Raw genomic sequence first — 24,403 nt, 5'->3', positions numbered from 1 at the left:
TATCTTCCTGCTCATGGCTTGCCCCCAAGACAAGCCATCAACTCGGTTTTCAAGGCCTGCTGAGCCGCTTCAAGTTGCTTCACGATGTCTTGATATTCGGCCATCAATTCTTTGGGATCACGGTGGTTGACTTTGATCTCGTATGGATTCTTGCAGTCGAGGTTGTAGTTGCGCTTGGCGAACTCCCTGGCCGGGACTTTCCAGGCATGCCTGGTGGTCTTGCGGCCACGGCGCGCGGCTCCGCCCCACCAGCCTTTTTCAAGATCGAATTCAGCAATGGTCAACGGCTTTGAACGGGAGTAGGATTTATAGCCTTTCGGATACGGGTGCTCAAAGAACCAGACGTCTTTGGTCGGACCGCCTTTTTCAAAGAAGAGGATGTTGGTGGCAATACTGGTATAGGGGGCGAAAACTCCCTTGGGCAGGCGCACAATGGTATGCAGGTTGAACTCTGCCAGCAGTTCACGTTTGAGCGTGGTTTTAACCCCTTCACCAAAAAGAAAACCGTCGGGAAGCACAACAGCAGCCTTACCGGTGTCATGTTTCAGCCGGTGCATGATCAGCGCCATAAAAAGATCGGCAGTTTCCCGGGTCTGGTATTTTTTCAGAAAATTGGACTCAATGCCGTCCTCTTCCATGCCGCCGAATGGCGGGTTGGTGATGACCAAATCTATCCTCTCTTTTGGTGTGTAGCTTTGCAGTTGCCTTGCCAGGGTGTTGCCGTGGCGGATGCTGGTGGGCACATCAATGCCGTGCAGTATCATGTTGGTCATGGCCAGCATGTACGGCAGGGGTTTCTTCTCAACGCCCTGGATGGACGCCTGCAGGCGCATACGGTCGTCGGCGGTTTTGACCTGCCTGTCCAGATGCTTGATGGCGCAGGTGAGAAACCCGCCGGTGCCGCAGGCCGGATCCAGGATGCTTTGACCGAGCCGGGGATCAAGGATATCGACCATGAACTGGGTGACGGCCCGGGGGGTGTAGTACTCACCTGCATTTCCGGCGGATTGCAGGTCGGACAGAATTTTTTCATAGATATCGTTGAACAAATGACGGTCGCCGGATTTGTTCAAATCCAGGTTCTCTTCAATGGTGTTGATCACCTGGCGCAGGAGGGTGCCGGACTTCATGTAGTTGTAGGCGTCCTCAAATACCGACCCCACCACTTGGCCACGGTCTGTGACCCCGGCTTTGGTTGCCAGATTTTTCAGTGCCGGAAAAAGATCATTGTTCACAAAATCAACCAGCTCCTCACCGGTCATTCCTTCCGGGTTTTTGGCCCAGTTGCTCCAGCGAAAACGGCTGGGCAGCGGCGATGTGTAGTTGGGCACCGTGAGCTGCCACTCCTGCTCCTTATCATCAAAAATTTTTAAGAAAATCAGCCAGACCATCTGGCTGATGCGCTGGGCGTCGCCATCGACACCAACATCCTTGCGCATGATGTCCTGGATGGATTTGACCAGGGTTGTCAGTGACATCTGTGGGGTATCTCCAGTTCTTTTTTTCAGGCGCTGTATAGCGCCTGTTCCAGTTCGTTAATCGCTTGCTGATACTGATCAAGCCCGCCAAAGGCGCGGATGATTTCCAATGGGGTGCCGAATTGGGTAAACGGGGCAATGGTGAGAATCTGCGTCTCTTCGATATGGGCCACGCCTTCATCGGCATATTTGTCAAGCAATGCATCCAAAACACGGCGCGCTTGTTCCCCATACCTGGTGAAGTAGTTACGTTTTTTCACCTGTTCCGCCCGTTCCTTTCGGGTAAGAGGCGGCATATCCCAGGCAACATGGCAGACCAGGTCAAAGGGGTCGAATTGTTTCCCGGATTGTCGCCCGATCTCATCGGCAAGGGCTTCGAAGAACACGCCCTGTTCTGAGAGTTCGTCGATAATGGCCTGCTTTTTGTCACTGCTGCCCCACCGGCCAAGAAAATCATCAAGAGACGCATATTCTTTGCTCAGGGCCTTTCGGGTGTAATCTTTGAGGGATTCGGTGATCAATTTTCCGTTCTCATCAAAGTATTGAACCCGCTCGGCGGCAACCTTAACCGCTACATTGGCCACCACGTAACGGCGCACGCCGCCGCCCTCTTCCCCTGGGTCTGGTTCGGCAACGCCGGCCCAGTCCTGGCCTTCTCCGGGGTCCGGGTAGGTGGTGTCACCGCCACTTTCGTCTTCCCCGGGAACATCCGGCGGCACCGGTGATTCATGTCCCTGGGGTTCGTAGATCTGCACTGGATCACCGTCGAAATCCGGGTCGGCAAACAGTTCGGTGGCTTTTTTGAAATCAATGATGGTGAAATAATACTTGCCGTAATCTTCATTAATACGGGTACCGCGCCCGATGATCTGTTTGAACTCGGTCATAGACTGGATGCGCTGGTCGAGCACGATGAGTTTACAGGTCTGCGCATCAACACCTGTGGTCATCAGTTTGGAAGTGGTCGCAATGACCGGGTATCTGCTCTCCGGAAAAATAAAGTTATCGAGCTCGGCCTTGCCCTCCTCGTTATCACCGGTAATGCGCATGACGTACCTGCTGTTCTGTGCTACCAGATCGGCGTTTTCATTCACCAGGGCCTTACGCATGCGCTCGGCATGATCAATGTTCTCGCAAAAAACGATGGCTTTGTCGAAGCGGTTGGTCTGCCTGAGGAACTCGGTGATCTTTTCAGCAACCAATTGGCTGCGGGTTTCCAGGACCAGAGTCTTGTCAAAATCCTTCTGGTTGTAAATGCGATCCTCTATCTCGTTGCCGTACTTGTCAACCATGCCTTTGTCAGGCCGCCACCCGGTCAGGTCTTTGTCTATGTCTATGCGCACGACTTTGTAGGGTGCCAGAAATCCGTCGTTGATTCCCTGCCGGAGGCTGTAGGTATAGATGGGGTCGCCAAAGTAATCGATATTGGAGACTTCTTTGGTCTCCCTGGGGGTAGCGGTCAGACCGATCTGGGTGGCGGAGGTGAAATATTCGAGGATTTCACGCCAGGCAGAATCGGCGGCAGCGCTGCCCCTGTGACATTCATCAATGATGATGAGATCGAAAAAGTCGGGGCTGAACTGCTTATAAATATTTTTCTCCTCCTCATTACCGGTCACGGCCTGGTAGAGGGAAAGGTAAACCTCGTAGGATTTATCGGCCTGCCGCTTGTGTATTTTGGTCATGGCTGAACCAAAGGGTTTAAAGTCGTTGGTCATTGTTTGATCGACCAGAATATTGCGGTCTGCAAGGAAGAGGATTCGTTTTTTTGCCCTGGACTTCCATAAGCGCCAGATGATTTGAAAGGCAGTGTAAGTTTTGCCGGTGCCGGTTGCCATCACCAGCAGAATACGATTTTGACCCTGTGCAATGGCCTCGATGGTTTTATTTATGGCAAGTAGCTGGTAATAACGAGGCGTTTTGCCGCTTCCGCCGCTGTAATAGTCCTGCTGGATCAACGCATTCTGCCGGTCGTTCAGCCCACGGTGTTGCGCCCACAACTGCCACAATGTTTCCGCAGATGGAAATTCGTGGCGTGCAATCTCACGCTCGACAATGCCGTCCATGGCAATTTTGTTGTGGAACAGAAAGCCATCACCGTTTGAACTGAATATAAACGGCACCTGCAACATATCGGCGTAGCCAAGAGCCTGTTGCATGCCATCACCTATGGAATGGTTATTGTCCTTGGCTTCGATAACGGCAATGGGAATATTGGGCTTGTAGAAAAGGACATAGTCGGCGCGTTTGTGCCTGGCCCGGGTATGCAGCTTGCCACGCACGATGATACGCCCCATTGTGAGGGGGTATTCTTCTCTGACCTGGGTTGCTATATCCCAGCCGGCCCGGGCCAAGGCCGGGGTGATGAATTTGGTGCAAATATCGCGCTCGGAGAGTTGTTGCTTATTCATCAGCCAAAGCTTCCTGCTTTTTTTGTTCCCACGCTCATCACCTCATGTCTGTCGGGTCATGTTATCAATCACCACAAAATATAACATCTGCCAGCCTGACAAAAATTTGTTTTCAGCAGATATCGACACCCGCGGCTTTCATCTCTTCCAACGCCGCTGCCGTGCTTTCCGGGGCAACGCCCCGGCACAGGTCTTTGATCAATATCACGTCAAACCCGAGCATTATCGCATCCATGACCGTGGCCCTGACGCAATAATCTGTGGTCAATCCGTAGATGATAAGCTTTTTTATGCCTGCGTTTTTAAGGATATCTGCCAGGCCGGTCTCTTTTTTTCCGTCATCAAAAAAACCGGAATAGGAGTCAAAGGCCGGATCCATGCCTTTTTTTACAATGGCCGTAAAAAGGGTTTCATCCATCAGAATCCGGGCATTGGGGCTGTCCTGGACACAATGGGGAGGCCATAATATCTGTTGGCGGCCCTCAATTTCAATGACATCATAGGGTTTGGCATTGTCGTGGTTGGAAAAAAAGGAAATATGGTTTGCCGGGTGCCAGTCCTGGGTGGCATATACCGGGTAACCAAGGGCCTTGAGCCGGCGGGTTTCGCGTTCTGCCGCATCAAGATATTCCCGGTCAGCGCCGTCAACGGCCAGGCTGCCTTGCATGGCCTGGGTAAAATCGGCCTGGATATCCGTTACAATCACGGCTGTATGGTCTTGTTTTGTATGTATCTGCATAAAGTATCTGTCCTTTTTGAAAATTATACCCTAAAATAATCCTTTTAGACTTCATATACAAAATTTTTTTAGAATAGTTTACCCCCATGATTGAAACCATACTTGACAATGATCTGTATAAATTCACCATGCAGCAGGCCGTGTGCCGGCTGTATCCCAAGGCCCGGGTCAGGTATGAACTGACGAACCGGAGCCACACCCCCTTCCCTGCAGGCTTTGACGTATTGATTAAGAACCGGGTGGCACGGATGGCAGGCTTAGGCTTGACCCGTGATGAAAGAGGGTGGCTGGAAAAGGCCTGCCCCTATTTTACAAAACCATACCTGGATTATCTGTCTTCATACCGTTATGACCCGGACCAGGTGGAAATCTCCCAGCAGGGACATACGCTTTCGGTCAGGGTTGCAGGGCCGTGGAGCCGGACCATTTTATGGGAAGTGCCGCTGATGGCCGTGATTTCCGAAACCTATTTCAAGGTTACTGCACCTGACATTTTATCCAGGCAGGCCATCCGGGAGCGCAACCAGACCAAGGTGAAACTGATGTCCGATGCGGGTCTGACTTTTGTGGAATTCGGCACCCGGCGGCGGTTTTCATCAGCCAACCACGCCCATTTTTTAGAGGATGTTCTGGACCTGGACCACCACGGCCTGGCCGGTACCTCCAATGTGCATTTTGCCAGAATTTACGGGCTTGTCCCGGTGGGAACCCTGGCCCATGAATGGATTATGTTCCATTCGGCCCTGACCGACTATGCCAGGGCCAATGCCGCTGCCATGGATGCCTGGCTTAAGGTCTACCCCGATGTGCTGGGTATTGCGTTGACCGATACCTTTACCACGAAAATTTTTTTAAAGGCTTTTACCAGGGACCGGGCCGGCCGGTTTTCCGGGGTCCGCCACGATTCCGGAGACCCTGAAATCTTTACCCGGAACATGATCAGCCATTACCGGAAAAAGGGTATTGACCCGGCAGCCAAGGCCATTGTGTTTTCAGACGGCCTGGATGTGGAACGGGCAATAAACATTCATAAGGTCTGCCGGGGACAGGTCAAGGACTCTTACGGGATCGGCACAAATCTGACCAATGATGTGGGCGTTGACCCGTTGAATATTGTGATCAAATTATCCTGGGTAGAGCCTGAACCCGGCATGGAAGGCCGGCCCACGGTCAAATTGTCCGATGATCCGGGCAAACATACCGGTGATCCCGAAGAATTGCTATACTGCCGAAAAGCCCTTGGCCTTTGATTTTTCCCGCTCTGCCAGCCAGGTTTCAAAGTCCAGGATAACGTATCCGGGGCCTTCCTGTATCATAATCTGCCCGGTTTTTATCATGACATGACCTCATCCCCGGGATGGCCGCATCGGGAGTCAGGGCAATGAGGATGGTGAAACAAGCCCCCTTGCCCTGGCAGTTGTCGCAGGTAATGCGGCCCTGCATTTCCCTGACAATGGAATGAACAATGGAAAGCCCCAGCCCTGAATTGGCAGACTTGCCCTTACTTGAATTATAGGGCTCAAAAAGCCGTTCCATAATATGTGCAGGGATGCCCGGGCCGTTATCCTGGACAGTGATTTCCGCCAAACCGGGAAGCGTTCTTTTTTCATCTATCAACACCTTGGCTGAGCCGGGAACAAACCTTGTTTTAAATCGGATTTCATCTCCTTTTTCAAGGGCCTCGGCAGCGTTTTTAACCAGATTGATAATCACCTGTTTCAATCCGTTGCTGTCCAGGGTGGCCTTGGGCATGGCGTCATCCAGATCAGTTTGAATCCGGATCTGTCTGGGCAGAAGAATGGATTTATTCAACACCAACAGCACGCGACGGCACATTTGATTGAGATCAATGGATTCCATACCCCCACCCACCCTGGGTTTTGAAAACGAAGTCAGCCCTTCAAGCAGGGATGCAACCCTGCTCATTTCTTCTTTGACAACGGTGAGTTCTTCCTGGGCCGGGTGCTTTTCCGGCAGTTTGAGCGTCAAGGTTTCAAGGTAATTTTTAATGATGGCAACAGGGTTGTTGATCTCATGTACAACCTTGTCTGTCAGGATTGCATATGCTTCCATTTTTTTATCACTGATATCCCTGGCATATGCCTTACGGAAATCAAAATTTTCAAGACAGGTACCTGCCTGACGTGAAAAAAGTTCCAGCAGGGTTTTGTTTTTGTCCAGGGTTTGGACAAGATCGCTGTCCACCCCCAGAACCATGGCGCCCGAACAGCCATTGTGTCCGGGAATGGGAATGGCATAAAGGGCCGGTGTTTCAAGAAAGCGGATAATCTGGGTATCGGATGCGGCCGGAGTTTCTTGGCCCAGGCTGGTCGTGATTTTGCCTGTATTGACCGATTTTACAACCAGACTGTCATTGTTGTTCATGGCAAGGGCCATGCCTGTGACAATGTTGTAATGGCGGTCCTCTTTTGCGCAGGTTCCGGTGAGCAGCCCCGTTCCCCTGTCCGGAAGAAAGAAAAAGATCCGGGGAATATGAAAAATGATTTCCAGTCCCCGCTGGACCGTCTTAAGCACCGTTGCCACATCCCTTGCCCGGAGCAGATTGTCAAGTGTACCGAAAAACAGTGACATGTCCTTAAGATCACCTGCCAGAAGATTATTTTCCGGTTCCGGCGCAAAAGCGTTCCCGCGGCTTTTATCCGGAACAAGGTTCAGGCTTTTGGCCATTTGACGCACTTCGTTTTCAGCCCGGATCGCGATGTCATTCAACACGGCTGCCGGCATGTTTGTCAGGAAAAGTACATCCTGTGTCACATTGACACTTTCCGGATCTGCCATGAGGTTGGCCATGTAGAGAATCTTAACATGGATAAACTCTTTGGCGATGCGTACCAGGGGCTGACTTAAAAACTGCACGGAATCAGATGCCATGTCGTTCAGGTGCCACTGGTTGAACAGCCAGGAACTGACCTTTGGGCCATCTATCTTGAGGATGTCGGCCTGGGCCTCAAATTCATTTTGTCCCTGGTTTATCCTGGCTTCAATCCCCTTGTATTCCTTTGGAAAGGTTGCCATGAGAACCAGGGTGCCGATATCATGGAGAAGGCCTGCCAGGAAATACTGGTCCGGATTGGCCTGATTTTCTTCAAGGGCGATGCGCCGGGCCAGAACCGCGCATTTGTACGAATGATACCAGAACCTGTTGATGTTGAAATTGTCTGTTACTTTTGAAAATTTAAAAAACTGCATGGCCGAAGAACTAATGGCAATATTGCGTACTGTATCCAGTCCCAGATACACCACTGCAGATTTGATGGTGGTAATCTGTTTTGCCAGGTTTACATGGGGAGAGGAAATGATGGAAAGCAGTTTTGCAGTAAGGGCCGCATCCCGGCAGATAATTTGCGTTACTTCGTCAACATCGGTTTTATCACTGCCGCAGGCCCGGATCAACTGCAGTATGACCTGGGGAAGCTGGGGCAGGTCAGATCTTTTTATCTTTTCAAAAATATTTTTCATGGCATATTAATGTCGATGGATCAAGTAACGTAACCTCAGCCATCTGCCTTGTATAGGGGTTTCGGTTTGATAAATCAAGTTTAACCTGAATAGATACAGGGCAATCGCATGTAACCTGGGTTTACCCTTAAAATGAACTGGACACCTGAAAAGGAATTGGCTATCTTTCTTATTTTGTTCCCTTGGGAGCAAGACATGTTAATAACAACGCGGCTGGAATAAAATTATGAAGATTACCGTATTAGACTATGGGGCCGGCAATGTCCGCAGCCTGATCAATGCTGTGGAAAAAATGGGCGGCAGCATTAAAATGGTTGAGAAACCTGAAGATATTCTGGCAGCTGAAAGGCTGATTTTCCCCGGTGTGGGCAATTACGGGGCCATGCTTGAAATCCTTCATGAACGCGGATTTGTAGCGCCCCTGCGCGAATATCTCAACGCAGACCGGCCGTTTCTGGGCATCTGCGTAGGCATGCAGGCCCTTTTTGAAGGCAGTGAGGAAGAACGGGTCCCCCATGAGAGCATTGGTTTTTTTAAAGGCCAGGTGAAACGTTTCAGGACAGAGCTGTCCGTGCCCCACATCGGGTGGAACGGAATCCACATCAAACAGGATTCCCCTTTTCTTGACGGGGTGGACCCGGATACAAAATTTTATTTTGTCCATTCCTACCATATCGTGCCCGAGAATCCCGATGTAATTCTGACGACAACCACCTATGATTACCCCTATGCCTCGGCTGTGCAGCAGGGCAATGTCATCGGCACCCAGTTCCATCCGGAAAAAAGCGGGACCGCCGGCATGAAGCTGCTTGATAATTTCATCCATTCAGACCGCCTTAAAGCCCGGGGACCCGCGGACATACCGTCGAAAGGCCTGTCAAAAAGGGTAATTGCCTGCCTGGATGTCCGGTCCAACGATAATGGGGATTTAGTGGTCACCAAGGGGGACCAGTACGATGTCAGGGAAGCGGGCAGCGTCAGAAATCTTGGCAAACCCGTGGCGTTGGCCCAAAAATATTACGAGCAGGGCGCGGACGAGATCACCTTTTTAAATATAACCGGATTCAGGGATTTCCCGCTGGAGGATATGCCCATGCTAAAGGTCCTGGAACAAACCTCAAAGCAGGTGTTTGTACCCCTGACCATTGGCGGCGGCATCCGGGAATTCACAGATGCCCGGGGCCGGCACTATTCGTCCCTGGATGTTGCGGCCCGGTATTTCAGGGCCGGTGCAGACAAGGTGTCCATTGGATCTGATGCGGTTTATATTGCCATGGCATACCTTGAGTCCGGACAGAAAACAAAAGAATCCGCCATTGAAGAGATCTCAAGGGTTTACGGGGCCCAGGCTGTGGTGATTTCCGTTGATCCAAAAAGGGCATGGGTTACCTGCCCGGAAGATGCCCCCAGACACCATGTGGTCAAGGTGACATCCGGGGAAAAAGGCCCCAGCGGGGAAGTATATTGCTGGTACCAGTGTACGGTGAACGGAGGCCGCAAAGCCATGGACATTGATGCGGTGGCCCTGGCAAAGGCCTGTGAAGAACTGGGGGCAGGAGAAATTCTGCTCAACTGCATAGATAAGGACGGGACCAACTCCGGATTTGATCTGGACCTGGTCAATGCCGTACGCAACAATGTCACCATCCCGGTGATTGCCTCGTCCGGTGCCGGGTGTGAAGCGCATTTTTCCCAGGTGTTTAAATGCACAAAAGCGGAAGCGGCATTGGCCGCGGGCATTTTCCACAGGGAAGAAGTGCCCATTCAGTCAGTGAAACAGCATCTTGCCGAGCAGGGCATTGAGGTGCGAAAGTAACGATTGTTTAGCCGCACCTCATCAGCGCTGAAACTTTTTTAAAACGGGATATCATCATCCGGAATGGATTGGTCATGCCCGTCCGGCATGCCGGGCTGGGCAGGCCCCTGGAAATTATCTGAATTGGGCGGCCCAGGCCGGTTCGGGGTATATCCACCGCCACCACCGGAATCCGGCTGATTCTGATATCCGCCTCTCTGGTAGCCGGCACCGCTTGAACCGGACGGCTGGCTCCCGCCATCCCGACCGCCCAGAAACATGAAGTTTGAGACAACAATCTCCGTGGTGTAATGTGTCTGGCCCTCTTTTTCCCAGGGCCGGGTCTGGAGCCGGCCTTCTATATAGACTTGTCTCCCCTTGGACAGGTATTTTTCACAGGTTTCAGCCTGTTTGCCAAAGACCACAATCCTGTGCCATTCTGTTTTTTCCTGACGCTCTCCGGTGTTTTTGTCCGTCCATTGCTCACTGGTCGCCAGGGTAAAATTCACCACAGCCAAACCCTGCTGGGAATACCGGATTTCAGGATCTCTTCCCAAGTTACCGATAAGAATGACTTTATTTAAACCTGCCATATTCAACTCTCCTGTGTTAAGGATTTTTATTAATAATCCAGGGAAGATACTTCCAAGGCATGTTTCTGGATAAAATTGCGCCGGGGCTCCACCTCTTCGCCCATGAGCAGGGTAAATATCTCATCAGCCTTTTCCGCATCTTCGATATCCACCCTGAGCATAATCCGTTTTTCAGGATTCATGGTTGTTTCCCACAACTGGTCCGCATTCATCTCACCCAGACCTTTGTAGCGCTGTATGTTGATCCCCTTTTTGGCTTCGGCCATGAGAAACTCATAAAGGCCTTTTAAATCATCAAGGATCGTTACGGTTTTTGCATCAGCCGCCTTTGAGGATATGGAAAAGGGTGGCTGGTTCAAATCTTTTATTTTTTCATAGGCCTGACGCATCTTCTGGTAGTCGGCGGTGCCAAGGATTTCTTTTCCCACTCGCAGCAGCTTTGTCTGCCCTGCGTTATCCAGAATATCCATTTCATAGATATTGCGTTCCTGGTCAAATTCAATCTCATGGGGGGTGTATCCTTTATCCGTCAAGGTCATGGACAGGGTCTCCAGGCTGATTCGATCCTCCAGAAAACGTTTTGAGCTGACCCCCTCCTTGATCAGGGTAAACAGAAGATCCGTATCATAATCGCGTTTGTGAAGCTGGTTCATGCTGTTGTCGTAGTCTGTCATGTTCAGCAGAAACGCATAGAATTCATCTTCGGTCAGAGGCGTATCGTGGCCGTTGAGTACGATCTGTTTCTGGAAAGAAATCCTGCGGATCAGGTAATCGGCGTATTCGGTTTCATTTTTCAGGTATGTGCCGTTTTTCCTTGATCCCACCCTGAAAAGCGGGGGCTGGGCAATATACAGATAGCCACTTGATATCAGGTCCGGCATCTGGCGGTAGAAAAAGGTGAGAAGCAGGGTCCGGATGTGTGAACCGTCCACGTCCGCATCCGTCATGATGACCACTTTATGGTAGCGGATTTTCTCTATGTTGTACTCTTCCCTGCCCGCGCCTGTGCCCAGCACCGTAATGATATTTTTTATCTCGTCGCTTCGAAGAATTTTATCGAACCGGGCCTTTTCCACATTGAGAATTTTACCCTTTAATGGAAGGATGGCCTGGAAGCGCCGGTCTCTCCCCTGTTTGGCAGACCCGCCTGCAGAATCGCCCTCCACAAGGAAGAGTTCACGCTCTGCAGGATCGGCAAACTGGCATTCGGCAAGTTTGCCCGGCAACGTGGAATCAAGCAATGTCCCTTTTTTACGGGCAAGCTCCCTGGCCCGTTTGGCCGCATCCCTGGCCCGGGCCGCATCCACGCCCTTGGCGATGATTTTTTTGGCGACATTGGGATTTTCTTCCAGGAACTGGCCCAGTTTTTCATTGAGCAGGGATTCAACAATGCCCTTGACCTCATTGTTGCCCAGTTTTGTCTTGGTCTGGCCTTCAAACTGGGGTTCCATAAGCTTGACCGAGATGATAACGGCCAGGCCCTCTCTCATGTCATCGCCGCTGATTTTGATGCTCTGCATGTTTTTGGGCAGACTGGTGTTGCCTGAAATATAGGCATTCACCGTGCGGGTCAAAGCCCCTTTAAACCCGGATACATGGGCTCCGCCCTCAATGGTCCTGATATTATTGGCAAAAGAATACAGTTTCTCCTTAAAGGTATCATTGTACTGGATGGACACCTCTATCTGGACATCGTTTTTATCCCCTTCAATATGGATGGGATCGTGCAAGGGCGTGCAGGACCGGTTCAGATATTCCACAAAGGAGACGATTCCGCCTTCATAATAAAACTCATCCTTCTGGGCAGAACGTTCGTCCTCGATGACGATCCTGATCCCTTTATTCAAAAAGGCAAGTTCCCGCATGCGCCGGGACAGGGTTTCATAACTGAATTCATTTTGATTCATAATGGTGAAATCCGGAGAGAACGTGATCATGGTCCCCTGTTTCTCCGTATCACCAAGGGTTTCAAGTTCAGTGAGTTTGTGGCCTTTGGAATAGGTCTGGTGGTAGATTTTGCCGTTTTTGAACACATCCATGCTCAGATGCTCGGACAGGGCATTGACAACAGAGATGCCGACACCATGCAGTCCGCCGGAGACTTTATAGGCGTCTTTATCGAATTTGCCGCCGGCATGCAGCTTGGTCATGACCACCTCGCAGGCCGGTATATGCTCGGTTTCGTGCATTTCAACCGGGATCCCCCTGCCGTTGTCCTCCACACTCACGGACATATCCTCGTGGATGGTGACAAGAACCGTGTCGCAGTACCCTGCCATGGCCTCATCAATACAATTGTCCACCACCTCATATACCAGGTGGTGCAGGCCTTCAAGGTCCACGTTTCCGATGTACATGGACGGTCTTTTCCGGACAGCTTCAAGGCCTTCTAAAACCTTGATGTCGCCGGCGCCGTAATCTTTACTTCCTTGGTTTTTATTCATGATAGATGGATGGACATTATTACGCAGATAAGGTTATTGTTTTTCATGCTTTTAACGATGCAGGGGCTTTTGCTGTCTTTGATGTTCAAGGTCACAATTTCGTCATTGAACAGATTAAGGGCGTCCATGAAATACCTGGGGTTAAACGCGCTTTTTATATCTTCGCCTGAAAAACCAACCATGAGCTGCTCTTTTGACTCGCCGATCTCTGGGTTGGTGATGGTAACGGTCAAATTATTTTCCGTAAAGTTGAATATACAGCTTTTATAATCTTCCGAGGTAAGAATGGATACCCGTTTCATCAGTGTTAGAAACATTACCCGTTCAACTTCAATGGAGATCATGTCCTCAAAATTAAGGACAAGCCTGTAATCCGGATAATCGCCTTCAAGCAGCTTGATCATTATGGATTCATTGGCCCGCTGGAACACGAAATGATTGTCCTTGACGCCCACCTTGATGGTTTCTACATTGGAATCAATGAATTTGCCAAGTTCGGCCAGCCCTTTTTTGGGAATGATCACCCGGGACTCCCCCAGATCAAGAACGCCTGTAAACGGCGCATCAAAACAATGAAGCCGTCTTGAATCCGTTGAAACGATCCGCAGCTTTTCTTCTCCTTCAACCACGGCCTTTTCGATCAGGGAGCCCAGGACATAGGTTCTTTTTTCCTCGTTCTGGAATCCCACCACCGAAGAGACGCCCACCATCTTTTTCAGATCCTGGGCTGCAATCTCTATGAAATTGACGTTTTCAATCACAGGGGTTTCAGGAAAATTTTCATAATCCGAGGAAACGATGTGGTAAATACTGTCCCCGGACCCTATCTCAACCCACCGGTTTTCAACCTCGTTGATGCAGATATTTTCATTGGGATATTCCCTGATGATTTCAAAGAATTTTTTTGAGTTGACAGACAGAATCCCAGGGGTTTCAACCTGGGCCTCATAGGTGCCGGTGAAAACCGTTTCAAGGTCATTGGCCGTGATGGTTATCTTTGACTCAACCGCCGTAATCAAAATATCCGAGGTGATTTTTAAATTTGTTTTTCTGCCCGTGATACCCTGAATTCTTGCCAGAACTTCCAGGATATCCTTTTTATTGAAGGAAAATTTCATTTAGAATCCTTTTTTATCATCTGTTAAACCAACTAAGTCTATAATAAACTGTCTGATTTTTCAAGAGGAATGGCAGAGACGATACACCTTGATACGCTGATTTATGCGCCTGTTCAGGCCGGTGGGCAGATAAAACCGGCAAGGCCCGGAATATCATCCAGGGCAAAAATTTTGGGGCATGGTTTTCCTGTGTCTGCCGGAACACTGTCGCACGCCAGGGCACAGACCTTTTCCACATCTGTAAACAACGGCGTTTTACCCACACGTTTCCGCCAGACTTCTATTTTGGGATAGGGCCCTGAAATCCATCCTTCAATAAGAACGAGGTCTGCATGGCAATAATAGGTTTGGATCAGTTTTTCGGGGCAGGTGAAATCAGAGGCCGGAAAATATAAGGCAGCCATCTTAGCGTTGACCATGGCGGCGGGGCTTGCCCCGGCTTGCCTGTGTACATGGGAATCCTTGCCCGGCTTGTCCAGTTCATAGGTGTGGCTGGAATGCTTCAACGTGCCGACACACAGGCCTTGCCCCGAAAAATAGCGCACCAGTTCCGCCACCAGGGTGGTTTTGCCGGAACCGGGCTGGCCGATGACCTGGACAATGGTCTGCATGGGATTGCCCTTTAAATGCGTTTACCACAAGAATGGATGCTGACAGGCTCATAATAGGTGCCCAGGGCACAGGGCCGGCACAGGATCCGGTTGTTTTTAAAAACCTCTTTTTTATCCCTGACCACAATGCCGCACCGGGAACATACAGCCTTAAACCGTGTGGGACCAGGCATGTCCGATGCCGGGACATTGACGCTTACCTGGGTAATCGTAAACAGGTCTGAATCTTCCATGATTTTGTAGGCTTCAAGTTGGGCAAGCCTTGGATCTTCAATGTGGGGCATCAGCTTTGGGGCAAGATCCCGGGCTGTTTCCGTGGATACGATCCTGAACGCCTTTCCTGTTTCAAGATTCACAAAGGTAGCGGCCATGATGCCGTTGTCAATGAATTTTAAGGACCTTCTGCCTAGCTTCACGCCTGTGACATAGGCGATGGCGTCCGTGGCACACCGGTCCATCTCCACATATACAATGATTTTTTTAATCTGGGGCAGTATTGACGGTTCGTCCAGGCCAATGAGCCGGCATCCGAGCATGGCCATGCGTACCCCGATCACCTGGCCCGGGCACAGATGACCATGGGCCTTTGCCGATCCTTCAAGCAGTGTCGTAAAATCTTTCAATTCAATTGGATCCTAGCCGTACATTAAATGAGGCAGAAACAAAATAATGCCGGGAAAGGCAATGAGAATGACTATCCCGATAATCAGGGCAATCAGAAACGGGATAATGCCCTTGAATATTTTTTCCAGGGCCACGTTATGGGACAGTACCTTTTGGGCCACCCCGTACACAACGTAGACATTGATGCCCACAGGCGGCGTAATAACCCCCATCTCCGTGACCATGACAATGATAATGCCAAACCAGATGGGATCATACCCCAGCGCCATGACCACCGGAAAAAATATGGGAACCGTGAGGGTGACAAAGGCCAGGGCATCCATGAAACAGCCGCCCAGAAAATAGATAAAAATGATTACGGCAATGACCAGGGCCGGGGCCATATCAAGCCCGCCCACCCAGGATGCAATCTCAAAGGGAATCCGGGTGACGGCCAGAAATTTACCGAAAATCACGGCCCCTGTGATCAGCATTAAAACCATGCAGGAGGTGGTCAAAGTTTCCATTAAGGATTTCACAAACCCCTTCCAGGTGAGGCGGCGTTGGAGCACCGCAATGACCAGGACACTGAAAGCGCCTATGGAAGCCGCTTCCGAGGGAGTGAACAGGCCGTAGAAAATGCCGCCCACCACCAGGGCAAAAATAACCAGGGTCTCTCCAAGGCCCAAAAGCGCTTTGAACCGCTGGGCCCAGGAAAATTTTTCCCCGGCAGGCCCGGCGTTTTTGTCCATAAGACAGGTGATATAAACAGCGGCGATAAAAAGCAGGGTAACAAGAAGGGCCGGAAATATACCGGCCACAAAAAGCTGACCAATGGATTGCTCCGTTAAAATACCGTAGATGATCAACACCACGGACGGGGGCATGATCATGCCGATGCCGCCGCCCGAGGCCACAGAGCCCGTAGCCAGACCATCATCATAGTTGAACCGCTTCATTTCCGGCAACCCCACGGTTGCCATGGTGGCGGCGGTGGCAGGACTTGAGCCGCATACGGCCCCAAAGGCCGTACAGGCGGTTACCGTTGCCATGGCAAGGCCCCCGCGCACACTTCCCAGGAATTTATACCCGGCTGAATAGAGGCGCTTGGATATGCCGGCGTTGAACCCGAGCTGTCCCATGAAAATGAACAGCGGGATGGTGGTCAGATCATAGGAGGCAAAGGTTTCATAGATATTTCTGGATAACAGGACAAGCCCTGCGTCCGGGCTTGTCATGAATGAGAACCCGACAACCCCCACCAGAGCCATGACAAACGCAACAGGCATCTGGGTCATGAACATAATGATCATGGCGGCAACGCCGACAATGCCTGCAAGAACGGGGCTCATCGGGTTGTCCTTTTTTTTAACTGGTTGACGGTATCAACAATCTGCTGGAGGATGGTGCCTGAAAAAAAAGCAAGGCTTATTGCCAGGACAAGGACAATATAGTGCAGCGGAAATTCCAGGTTCATGGAAACTTCGCCGGCCTGCTGCATGTCTTTGGCATAAACAAACATCTGCCAGGCAACCACTGAAAAAAGAATCAAGGTCAGGGTCCGGGTAAACAGGTCCAGCAACAGGCGGGCCCTGCGGGGCAAAAGACGGGTGATGATCTCCACACCCACATGCCCGCCGACTTTATAGGTGTGGGGCAGGGCCCCGGCAGCCACGGCAACCGCTAAAAAACCCACAATCTCCACAGATCCGAAAATGGGATGTTTGAAAAAACGGCCTGCCACATCAGCCACGGTAATGAGCATCATCAGTGTCAGGGCAAAGGCCCCGGCAGATCTGAGCAGGTTGGAAACAAGATTTAAAAAACGGTTCAGCAATGTCATAAATACTACATGTTGGCTTTTATGAAATCCACAACAGCCTGACCATCGACACCCTTTTCAGATACTTTTTTGACATAGTTGTCAATGACCGGCTTGGCAGCCTCACGCCATTTTGCCGCTTCTTCTTCTGACTGGGGGATGACAACTCCTCCTTTTTCCTTGAAAAACGCCATGCCCTCCTTGTCGGATTCGTCCCAGGCCTCTCCGTGTTTCCCTGCCCACTCCCGACTTATTTCCGTAATGGCATTCTGCTGTTCCGGCGTGAGTTTGTTCCACTGATTTTTGTTCATAAATACACCAAAGGTGGTGGTATACGCGGTGGAAAAATTCTGGATCATGTAATGGACCACTTCGCCCAGTTTCCAGCCTTTGTTGGATTCAACGGGGTGGCAGGAGCCGTCCACCACGCCTTTTTGCAACATCTGGTAGCATTCGCGCATGCTTTTGCCAACCGGAGACGCGCCCAGGGCACCCATGACCAGGCCGCTGGTTCCTGTGCTTCTGATCTTAAGACCCTTTAAATCTTCAAGGGTGTTTACTTCCTTATCCCGGGTGTGAATCAGGCCAGGACCATGGGCATGAAAGAACAGGATATGAGCGTCCTTGAATTCTCCGGGTTTGAATTTTTCGTACATGGCATTGGCCACGGCCGTGGCCTGGACCCCGGAGGTGTATCCCATGGGCAGGTCAATGGCCTCTGCCACCGGAAACCTGCCCCTGGAGTATCCCAAAGCGGTCATACCGATATCAGCAATGCCCTGGACCACCTGGTCGTAAGTCTGGGGCGCTTTTGTCAGGGTCGAGGCCGGGAAATACTGAATAACCACTTCCCCATGGGTTCTTTTTTCAACTTCCTTGCACCAGTTTTCGGCAAGCTGGCTCTGGATATGTGTGGGCGGAAAAAAATTGGAGTATCGAAGGGTGGTTTTGGCTGAAACATGGGATGCCCAGGACAGGCACAGTAAAAGAACCAATAACACAGACCATTTTTTCATGGTACCTCCAACATTTAAATAAAAGTGATTACAATGTAACTATAATTAAGCTAAGAGCACCTTCATATTCTATCCGAGCAGGACTGGGTGTCAAGTAAAAACCCGCGCGATTGGGGGAGCGTGCTGTGTGGATTTGGTTGCATTGTCAACCATGTCTCTTCGGAAAAACACAAGACTATGGCGATTTTTAAGAATTTTTTAAAAAAAAGCTTTATTGAAGCTGTTTTTTAGCTTGCCCTGGTCAGTTCAAGCCCTGAACTGGCGGATAGAAAAATTTTATGGGCCATAATTTACTGGTCGTTGCACTGTCAACAAATAATAAATCCGTTTATCAGCCCAGCATGAGAATCATCGGGGTTATTCTTTTTCCCCTTGCCTTTTTCCTCCTGTCTGATACCTTCATGGGCATTACCCTCCCCTAAAACCTTAAAATCTTAAAACCCTAAAAATGCTCAAACAACTTAAGTTTATAATTTATACCCGCCCCTTTATCGGTTTTATATATTATTTCATACGCCTTTATGCTGCGACCTTCCGCTTAAAGGTTGAGAATGAAAAGCACTGGCAGGCCATGCGCAATGAAAATCAGGCGGTAATTCTGGTGACCTGGCACCAGCAGTTTTTTTCGGCCATCGGACATTTTAAAAAATATGCCCGGTATAATCCGGGGCTGATGATTTCCAGAAGCCGGGACGGCGACCTTATTTCCGGCGTGGCCCGGCGGTCCGGATGGCGCACACCCAGGGGCTCATCCTCAAGGGGCGGCAAAGCAGCCATGGCAGAAATGATTTCGCATCTCAACACCCATGGCTTTGGCGCACACATCCTGGACGGTCCCACCGGTCCCATGGGCAAGGTGAAACCGGGCATCATAAAAATGGCATTGCAGACCAATGCTGTTCTGGTCCCTTTTTTTACCGATGCGGACCGGGCCTGGTTTTTTAATTCCTGGGACCGGTTCATGATACCCAAACCCTTTGCCAGGGTCAGGCTGCGGTTTTTAGATCCCATCCATATCTGCGGGGAAAAAAATGAAGATTTTGAAGCCCTGCGTGAACGGCTTGAAAAGATTATGCTGCCGGGCCTGCACCGTTAGTCCAGGTGAATGACCACAACACCGCCCCGGTCATACCCGAAAGGCCTGAACACGCCTGCGTACCGGGTGGAGATACCCTTGTAAAATCTGTTAAACGGGATGCGGTACGCTAATTTCTGGTCAGGGTCAACATCCAGAATGGTGACCCAACCGGTTGAGGGATCAAATCCACCCACAGGCGAAATATGAGGAATGTTCAATTCCTTTATAAAAGCGCCCTGGTCAAAATGGGCAATGATCAGGCAATTGTCCGAAAATTGGAAATTTTCCAGGTGCCCCAGAATCTGCTGCCTTTCCCCGGCCCGTCCCTGTGTTAAGGCGCCCTGGATCATTTCAACCCGTTTAAAGGGGACATCATAGGCCACAAGGCTGTCCCGGACCACTGCCGCAAGAACTGCCAGGGGCAGTCCCCGCCGCCCCTTGTAACCGTCCGGTCCCATGCGCTCTTTCCAGTGGGCAGTTCTCACCTTTTCCAGAATAGCCTGCTGGGTAACTGCCGGGCCGGGGCATCCATACCGTTCCCTCAGCACATTGACCACACTGACCACCGAGGCCACGGAACACGAAGATTCATGGTATTGCTTTACATGGTGACGGACCAGGGCGGCCTGAAGACGCTGGCCGTTGGACAATCCGGGGGACAAAGTGATATGCTTGGCCTGGCCCGGGCCAAAACTGCCTGTGCGCGTCACCCGGTGAAAAAAATATCTGATCGCCAGGTAAGTTCGGATAATGTAAAATCTGAAAAGGTTCATCATAGCATTCATTTATTTTTCACGAATAACCGTCTGTGTCCGGCCAAGATCCAAAGCAAGGCCCTGGGGGGTCTCTGTTAGAAACGGTGACATCCGGGCCAGGGCTTTCTGGGTGAATTTGACCAGATGGACCTCTGTTTCCATAAAAAGGGCGTCCTCTTTTATGTAAAGGGCCCCGGGGTCAAGGTCAATGGTGTCAAGGATATTTAAGGTCAACTCAATGCCGGCGTCTGTCTTGACAAGATCCACCACAAAAACCGCAGTATCTTCGTAAGGAAAATAGACCTTTTCTTCAACATCATTCAAGGTCTGGCATAAAAAATATCCCTGGTCGTCTTTTTGGATGGATTGATTGAAATATTTTATAATTTTGGGGTGTTCCAGTTTTCCGTGTTCATTGTGCCAGGTGCCGTCTCTGTCCATCCAAAAAACGGCCTGCGCTTTGGGGATGATGTTCTGTTTTTTGGGCTGGGCCATGGGTATTGCCTCAAGTTTTGGATTTAAGGTTTCCTTGTATCTGAAAACAAAACCGGATACAAGTGGCAAACCGCTTTAATGACATGGAGAATCACCTTGTTATGACCCGCCGTTTGGAAAATGGCCTTTCCCTGCTGCCCCAAAAGGTAAGAAATATTCCCGGCATTGCAGACTTGCCTGTGGTGCCGGTGCTGGGGCAGATGGACAAAGCCTTGGAACAAAACAGGTGTGCCCTGCTTGCGGCCCCGCCGGGGGCCGGAAAGACCACCCTTGTGCCCCTAAGTCTGATGAACCGGCCCTGGCTTAAAAATAAAAAAATCATCATGCTGGAGCCCCGGCGGCTGGCGGCCCGGGCCTGTGCCGCCCATATGGCTGCACTTCTCGGGGAAGCTGCGGGTCAACGTATTGGATACCAGGTCCGCATGGAAAGATGTATTGGCCCAAAGACCCGGGTTCAGATTGTCACCGAGGGGATACTTACCCGCAGGCTGCAGTCTGATCCCGGGCTGGAAGGCGTGGGGCTTGTTATTTTTGATGAATTTCATGAACGCCATATCCACGGGGATCTGGCCCTGGCCCTGGGCCTTGATGCGGCGGCAGGATTTGCCGAAGATCTGCGCATTGCCGTCATGTCCGCCACCATGGATACCCGGGCGTTGTCCGGGCTTTTGGGAAATGCCCCGGTTATTTCATCCCAGGGCAAAACCTGGCCTGTGGAAACCATATATGTGGATCCGCATCATCAAAAGGGCTCATCCGGTTCCGGGACCGGATGGGCCGGGATTCTGCCCACCTGCCTGAACACCGTGGTCAAGGCTGTGTCCTGCCATGACGGCGACATCCTGGTATTCCTGCCCGGTGCCCCGGCCATCCGGCGTCTTGCTGAAAAACTGAATGAAACATTTAAACAGGATCCCGCTGTAAAAGTCATCCCTTTATTCGGCAGCCTGTCTTTCAGGGACCAGAAAGCCGCCATTGCGCCATCAGCACCAGGCAACCGTAAAATTGTTCTGGCCACGCCCATTGCAGAGACATCCCTGACCATCCAGGGTATCCGGGTGGTGGTGGATACAGGCCTTGTCAACCAGCCTGAATTTTCACAGGGTCGGGGCATGACCCGGCTTGAAACCCGGCCTGTGTCCAAAGCATCTGCAGACCAGCGCCGGGGCAGAGCAGGCCGCACCGCGCCGGGCATCTGCTACCGGCTGTGGCCCCAATATGTGCACCAGGGCCTTGTGCCGTTCAACCGCCCGGAAATCCTCAGCGCGGATCTGACCCACCTGGTCCTTGAGCTCTCTCTTTGGGGGGTGCGTGATCCGTCTGAGCTCAAGTGGCTGGACATCCCTTCCCCCCGGGCTGTTGCAGCGGCAAAAGATCTGCTTGTTTCCCTGGGCGCCCTGGACCATGAAGGCGCAATCACGGCCCATGGCCGGGAGATGCTGGTTGCCGGCATCCATCCCCGGCTGGCCCATATGGTTCTCCGGGCCAAAGAGATGGGTCACGGCTTTTTAGGGTGCTGTCTGTGTGCGCTGGTTGAAGAAAAGGATATTGCTGCTTTTGAACATGGACGCCGGGATCCCGATATCGTACTGCGCCTGGACATTCTGGCCAAACTATCACAATCAAAAACCCAGAACCAAGCTTTTCCCCACCGGGAACGGGCCTTATCCATCCTGGCCCAGGCCCGGCGTCTTGCAGGCCTGTTTAATATCCAGGACCGGGGCATGGATGTAAATGCAGCCGGAAGGCTTCTGGCCCAGGCCTTTCCGGACCGGGTGGCAGTCAGGCGCAGTGCCGGTGCATTGTCCTTTCTGACTGCCAAAGGCAGCGGTGTGTTTTTTGACACGGACAATACCTTGTCTGCCCGTGACTTTATTGTGGCTGTTGAGGTGGACGGCCAGGCAAAGAATGCGCGTATTTTTCTGGCTGCAGCCCTGGACCGGGCAGATTTGGAAAATGATTTCTCAACAAAACTGGTAACCCGGGACACCGTGGAGTGGGACCCGGGGACCGGTTCTGTAAAGGCGGTCAGGCAAACCCTGTTTGGCCGGATTGTTGTCAGCCAGACCCCTTTGCCCGAACCGGACCCGGAAGCGGTGAGATCCGCCATGATCCGGGGGCTCAGGCAAACCGGCCTTCAGATCCTTGACTGGCAGAAAAAAACCATGGATTTCAGGCACAGGGTAATTTTTCTGAAACGTCTTGCCAGGGCCTGTGCGGATTTTGCCCGGTTGCCCGATGTGGGGGATAAGGCCCTGGCAGACGCCATGGAAGACTGGCTTGGCCCCTTTCTTTCCGGGGTGGCCTCTGCTGCCGGACTCAAGCGCGTGGACCTGGATGCTGCCCTCAAAGCGCTTTTCACCTGGGACCAGTTAAAGATGGTGGACCAGCACGCCCCCACCCATATCCGGGTGCCGTCCGGATCTGCCATCCCCATCCGGTATGCGGACAAAAACGGGCCTTTGGAATCTCCGGTGCTTGCGGTCAGGATACAGGAAGTGTTCGGCATGGCCGCCACCCCTGTGATTGCCGCAGGCCTTGTGCCTCTGACCATTCACCTGCTGTCGCCTGCATCCCGGCCAGTTCAGATCACAACTGACCTGGGTCATTTCTGGGCACATACCTACCAGGAGGTGAAAAAGGATCTCATGGGACGTTATCCCAAGCATTACTGGCCCCAAGATCCGCATACAGCCCAGGCAACGGCCAGAGCCAAACCCAAAAAACAAAGGTAAGTTTCCTTGACTATTCCCCTAGTTTGGACATTTCATCGCCCATGTTTTCCATGGCTTTCTGAACCGCTGGATCCATCATGTATGACACGGTTTTCATCATGGCTGACGACACCCTTGCAGCCAGATCTTCCAGCCTTTCAGCTTCTTTTTCCAGTTCCTTGGGGACCTTTCCGCTCTTGTATTCAGGATATTTTTCATTCAGGCTTTGAATCCGGGGAATCAGTTCCTGCATAGCGGCTGTATATGCGTCAATGGTCTTGGCCACATCCTGGGCACTGGTCGCCTTTTCAAGGTTGTCCACAAATTTTTCCATAACATCGGCATGCGCCTTGATAACATCGACTGCATCATCACCCGGGGAGGCGCCGCAGGTAAAAACAAGTAACCCGGCCACTGCAAACACTGCCATAATAGAAGATATCTGTTTCATATGTTCCTTCTTAAAAAATGTATTTGTATAGAAGCCACAATAATTTATTGAATTACGTTCATGTTTCACTCAACTCATCCCCAGCGTTGATATCTGTCCCGGGACCAGCGAAGGTATTTCATAAGCTCCCAGTTAACACCACTGACATCAAAACGTTCACTGTCGTAATCCCCGCCGGACCATTCCATGTACCCGTCATGCGCTTCATGAGTCGGGTCTTTCAGGATTTTACAGAATTCAAAGAAACCGGGCACACCACCCACATCTTCCGGCGGGCAGGCCCGTTCGCCGTCAATACAGGCCAGCTCCGTTCCCAGATCCGGATCAAAATAGCGGCTTTCTTCGAGAACAAGCTCATGGGTCCAGTCGTCTCCAAAATCATACAGATAATGAAATACGCGGCCTTTGAGTTTAATCAGATCCCCAAGACGGTACCTGCCGCACACAAGCCCGTCTTCCTTTGATTCCGGATATTCGGTGTATCGTTTCTTCCCGATGGTGAACTCGTGAAGGTGGCTGTCGGTCCAGCCCATGACAATTTGAATGACATCGTGCAACCGGTCCAGCGTGATGCTGGCGGGCACGACAAAACGCCGCCATATTTCAGGTTCTATACCAACCAGTTGAATTTTCAGCAGATAAAATCGTTGGTTCATTTTTTCTTCTCCTCATATTTTGACCAAAAGCTGTGTTTGCGACCATGGTTCTGATAAATCCGGTCTTTAAAAATATCATGATGATCAAAACCTTTCCAGTCGGAAACGGTTACTGCAAGCTTGTCCAACTTCTTCTGGAATTAT

General features: G+C 51.1%; 22 protein-coding genes. 5 read left to right on the top strand and 17 right to left on the bottom strand.

What is annotated here, in order from left to right:
• Positions 1–11: 11 nt before the first annotated feature.
• The 3 genes from Q366_RS00180 to pncA form a co-directional block, all read right to left on the bottom strand.
• Positions 12–1,478: a type I restriction-modification system subunit M gene (locus tag Q366_RS00180; protein ID WP_035235238.1), complete on the bottom strand. Its 1,467-nt coding sequence runs from the start codon at positions 1,476–1,478 to the stop codon at positions 12–14.
• Between the two features lie 26 nt (positions 1,479–1,504).
• Positions 1,505–3,889, bottom strand: a complete 2,385-nt coding sequence (gene hsdR / locus Q366_RS00175) for an EcoAI/FtnUII family type I restriction enzme subunit R (RefSeq protein ID WP_035235236.1) — start codon at positions 3,887–3,889, stop codon at positions 1,505–1,507.
• 112 nt (positions 3,890–4,001) lie between these two features.
• Positions 4,002–4,628 carry a bifunctional nicotinamidase/pyrazinamidase gene (pncA, locus tag Q366_RS00170; RefSeq protein WP_035235234.1) on the bottom strand — a complete coding sequence of 209 codons (627 nt, stop codon included), beginning with the start codon at positions 4,626–4,628 and terminating at the stop codon, positions 4,002–4,004.
• Between the two features lie 86 nt (positions 4,629–4,714).
• Here pncA and pncB point away from each other — a divergent pair, with 86 nt between their 5' ends.
• Positions 4,715–5,878: a nicotinate phosphoribosyltransferase gene (gene pncB / locus Q366_RS00165; RefSeq protein ID WP_035235233.1), complete on the top strand. Its 1,164-nt coding sequence runs from the start codon at positions 4,715–4,717 to the stop codon at positions 5,876–5,878.
• A gap of 25 nt (positions 5,879–5,903) precedes the next feature.
• Here pncB and Q366_RS00160 read toward each other — a convergent pair whose 3' ends face one another.
• Entirely contained in the window at positions 5,904–8,108 is a 2,205-nt protein-coding gene (locus Q366_RS00160) for an HDOD domain-containing protein (protein ID WP_084691635.1), read from the bottom strand.
• Positions 8,109–8,334: 226 nt separating this feature from the next.
• Between Q366_RS00160 and Q366_RS00155 the strand changes: the two genes are divergently transcribed.
• A complete protein-coding gene (locus Q366_RS00155) occupies positions 8,335–9,924 on the top strand; it encodes an imidazole glycerol phosphate synthase HisHF (protein ID WP_035235230.1) in 1,590 nt (529 codons plus the stop codon).
• Between the two features lie 38 nt (positions 9,925–9,962).
• Here Q366_RS00155 and Q366_RS00150 read toward each other — a convergent pair whose 3' ends face one another.
• From Q366_RS00150 to Q366_RS00115, 8 genes are all read right to left on the bottom strand, one after another.
• Positions 9,963–10,496, bottom strand: coding sequence for a single-stranded DNA-binding protein (locus Q366_RS00150; protein WP_035235227.1), 534 nt, complete (start codon positions 10,494–10,496; stop codon positions 9,963–9,965).
• A 29-nt stretch (positions 10,497–10,525) separates the two neighbouring features.
• Positions 10,526–12,940: a DNA topoisomerase (ATP-hydrolyzing) subunit B gene (gyrB, locus tag Q366_RS00145; RefSeq protein ID WP_035235225.1), complete on the bottom strand. Its 2,415-nt coding sequence runs from the start codon at positions 12,938–12,940 to the stop codon at positions 10,526–10,528.
• On the bottom strand, positions 12,937–14,058 hold the full coding sequence (gene dnaN / locus Q366_RS00140; RefSeq protein ID WP_035235222.1) for a DNA polymerase III subunit beta: 1,122 nt from the start codon (positions 14,056–14,058) through the stop codon (positions 12,937–12,939). The genes gyrB and dnaN overlap by 4 nt, the downstream gene beginning before the upstream one ends.
• A gap of 113 nt (positions 14,059–14,171) precedes the next feature.
• Entirely contained in the window at positions 14,172–14,669 is a 498-nt protein-coding gene (gene mobB / locus Q366_RS00135; protein ID WP_035235219.1) for a molybdopterin-guanine dinucleotide biosynthesis protein B, read from the bottom strand.
• 11 nt (positions 14,670–14,680) lie between these two features.
• Positions 14,681–15,292 carry an FmdE family protein gene (locus Q366_RS00130; RefSeq protein ID WP_035235216.1) on the bottom strand — a complete coding sequence of 204 codons (612 nt, stop codon included), beginning with the start codon at positions 15,290–15,292 and terminating at the stop codon, positions 14,681–14,683.
• A gap of 12 nt (positions 15,293–15,304) precedes the next feature.
• Positions 15,305–16,624, bottom strand: coding sequence for a TRAP transporter large permease (locus Q366_RS00125; protein WP_035235213.1), 1,320 nt, complete (start codon positions 16,622–16,624; stop codon positions 15,305–15,307).
• The gene (locus Q366_RS00120) at positions 16,621–17,115 is read right to left on the bottom strand and encodes a TRAP transporter small permease (RefSeq protein ID WP_035235210.1); all 495 of its coding nucleotides are present in this window, start codon (positions 17,113–17,115) and stop codon (positions 16,621–16,623) included. The genes Q366_RS00125 and Q366_RS00120 overlap by 4 nt, the downstream gene beginning before the upstream one ends.
• 5 nt (positions 17,116–17,120) lie before the next feature.
• On the bottom strand, positions 17,121–18,110 hold the full coding sequence (locus Q366_RS00115) for a TRAP transporter substrate-binding protein (RefSeq protein WP_035235208.1): 990 nt from the start codon (positions 18,108–18,110) through the stop codon (positions 17,121–17,123).
• Positions 18,111–18,388: 278 nt separating this feature from the next.
• Here Q366_RS00115 and Q366_RS21160 point away from each other — a divergent pair, with 278 nt between their 5' ends.
• Entirely contained in the window at positions 18,389–18,532 is a 144-nt protein-coding gene (locus tag Q366_RS21160; RefSeq protein ID WP_156968072.1) for a hypothetical protein, read from the top strand.
• 149 nt (positions 18,533–18,681) lie between these two features.
• Positions 18,682–19,206, top strand: a complete 525-nt coding sequence (locus tag Q366_RS00110) for a lysophospholipid acyltransferase family protein (protein WP_245619829.1) — start codon at positions 18,682–18,684, stop codon at positions 19,204–19,206.
• Here Q366_RS00110 and Q366_RS00105 read toward each other — a convergent pair.
• Positions 19,203–19,973, bottom strand: a complete 771-nt coding sequence (locus Q366_RS00105) for a phytochelatin synthase family protein (protein WP_245619828.1) — start codon at positions 19,971–19,973, stop codon at positions 19,203–19,205. The genes Q366_RS00110 and Q366_RS00105 overlap by 4 nt on opposite strands.
• Positions 19,974–20,438: a DUF1285 domain-containing protein gene (locus Q366_RS00100; protein WP_035235715.1), complete on the bottom strand. Its 465-nt coding sequence runs from the start codon at positions 20,436–20,438 to the stop codon at positions 19,974–19,976.
• A 101-nt stretch (positions 20,439–20,539) separates the two neighbouring features.
• On the opposite strand from Q366_RS00100, the gene hrpB reads away from it, so the two are divergent.
• Positions 20,540–23,173: an ATP-dependent helicase HrpB gene (hrpB, locus tag Q366_RS00095; protein ID WP_051957721.1), complete on the top strand. Its 2,634-nt coding sequence runs from the start codon at positions 20,540–20,542 to the stop codon at positions 23,171–23,173.
• 10 nt (positions 23,174–23,183) lie between these two features.
• On the opposite strand, the gene Q366_RS00090 is transcribed toward hrpB, so the two are convergent.
• The 3 genes from Q366_RS00090 to Q366_RS22260 form a co-directional block, all read right to left on the bottom strand.
• Complete coding sequence (locus Q366_RS00090) at positions 23,184–23,603, bottom strand: hypothetical protein (protein ID WP_035235200.1); 420 nt, start codon at positions 23,601–23,603, stop codon at positions 23,184–23,186.
• A gap of 74 nt (positions 23,604–23,677) precedes the next feature.
• Positions 23,678–24,259, bottom strand: a complete 582-nt coding sequence (locus Q366_RS00085) for a plasmid pRiA4b ORF-3 family protein (RefSeq protein ID WP_035235197.1) — start codon at positions 24,257–24,259, stop codon at positions 23,678–23,680.
• Positions 24,256–24,387, bottom strand: coding sequence for a DUF6880 family protein (locus Q366_RS22260; protein ID WP_342668556.1), 132 nt, complete (start codon positions 24,385–24,387; stop codon positions 24,256–24,258). Before Q366_RS22260 ends, Q366_RS00085 begins: the two co-directional genes overlap by 4 nt.
• Positions 24,388–24,403 lie beyond the last annotated feature (16 nt).

Source organism: Desulfobacter vibrioformis DSM 8776, assembly GCF_000745975.1.
GTDB classification, from domain to species: Bacteria; Desulfobacterota; Desulfobacteria; order Desulfobacterales; family Desulfobacteraceae; genus Desulfobacter; species Desulfobacter vibrioformis.
Note: the sequence above shows the minus strand (reverse complement) of the source record. Positions and strands in the feature narration are given on the sequence as shown.

What these genes read in the sequence shown, in the direction of transcription:
- Q366_RS00180 (WP_035235238.1), bottom strand. Translation starts at nt 1,478, where the DNA reads ATGTCACTGACAACCCTGGTCAAATCCATCCAGGACATCATGCGCAAG.
- Q366_RS00110 (WP_245619829.1), top strand. Translation starts at nt 18,682, where the DNA reads ATGCGCAATGAAAATCAGGCGGTAATTCTGGTGACCTGGCACCAGCAG.
- dnaN (WP_035235222.1), bottom strand. Translation starts at nt 14,058, where the DNA reads ATGAAATTTTCCTTCAATAAAAAGGATATCCTGGAAGTTCTGGCAAGA.
- mobB (WP_035235219.1), bottom strand. Translation starts at nt 14,669, where the DNA reads ATGCAGACCATTGTCCAGGTCATCGGCCAGCCCGGTTCCGGCAAAACC.
- Q366_RS00125 (WP_035235213.1), bottom strand. Translation starts at nt 16,624, where the DNA reads ATGAGCCCCGTTCTTGCAGGCATTGTCGGCGTTGCCGCCATGATCATT.
- Q366_RS00120 (WP_035235210.1), bottom strand. Translation starts at nt 17,115, where the DNA reads ATGACATTGCTGAACCGTTTTTTAAATCTTGTTTCCAACCTGCTCAGA.
- Q366_RS00085 (WP_035235197.1), bottom strand. Translation starts at nt 24,259, where the DNA reads ATGAACCAACGATTTTATCTGCTGAAAATTCAACTGGTTGGTATAGAA.
- hrpB (WP_051957721.1), top strand. Translation starts at nt 20,540, where the DNA reads ATGACCCGCCGTTTGGAAAATGGCCTTTCCCTGCTGCCCCAAAAGGTA.
- pncA (WP_035235234.1), bottom strand. Translation starts at nt 4,628, where the DNA reads ATGCAGATACATACAAAACAAGACCATACAGCCGTGATTGTAACGGAT.
- gyrB (WP_035235225.1), bottom strand. Translation starts at nt 12,940, where the DNA reads ATGAATAAAAACCAAGGAAGTAAAGATTACGGCGCCGGCGACATCAAG.
- hsdR (WP_035235236.1), bottom strand. Translation starts at nt 3,889, where the DNA reads ATGAATAAGCAACAACTCTCCGAGCGCGATATTTGCACCAAATTCATC.
- Q366_RS00105 (WP_245619828.1), bottom strand. Translation starts at nt 19,973, where the DNA reads ATGAATGCTATGATGAACCTTTTCAGATTTTACATTATCCGAACTTAC.
- Q366_RS21160 (WP_156968072.1), top strand. Translation starts at nt 18,389, where the DNA reads ATGGGCCATAATTTACTGGTCGTTGCACTGTCAACAAATAATAAATCC.
- Q366_RS00100 (WP_035235715.1), bottom strand. Translation starts at nt 20,438, where the DNA reads ATGGCCCAGCCCAAAAAACAGAACATCATCCCCAAAGCGCAGGCCGTT.
- Q366_RS00160 (WP_084691635.1), bottom strand. Translation starts at nt 8,108, where the DNA reads ATGAAAAATATTTTTGAAAAGATAAAAAGATCTGACCTGCCCCAGCTT.
- Q366_RS00115 (WP_035235208.1), bottom strand. Translation starts at nt 18,110, where the DNA reads ATGAAAAAATGGTCTGTGTTATTGGTTCTTTTACTGTGCCTGTCCTGG.
- Q366_RS00155 (WP_035235230.1), top strand. Translation starts at nt 8,335, where the DNA reads ATGAAGATTACCGTATTAGACTATGGGGCCGGCAATGTCCGCAGCCTG.
- Q366_RS00150 (WP_035235227.1), bottom strand. Translation starts at nt 10,496, where the DNA reads ATGGCAGGTTTAAATAAAGTCATTCTTATCGGTAACTTGGGAAGAGAT.
- Q366_RS00090 (WP_035235200.1), bottom strand. Translation starts at nt 23,603, where the DNA reads ATGAAACAGATATCTTCTATTATGGCAGTGTTTGCAGTGGCCGGGTTA.
- pncB (WP_035235233.1), top strand. Translation starts at nt 4,715, where the DNA reads ATGATTGAAACCATACTTGACAATGATCTGTATAAATTCACCATGCAG.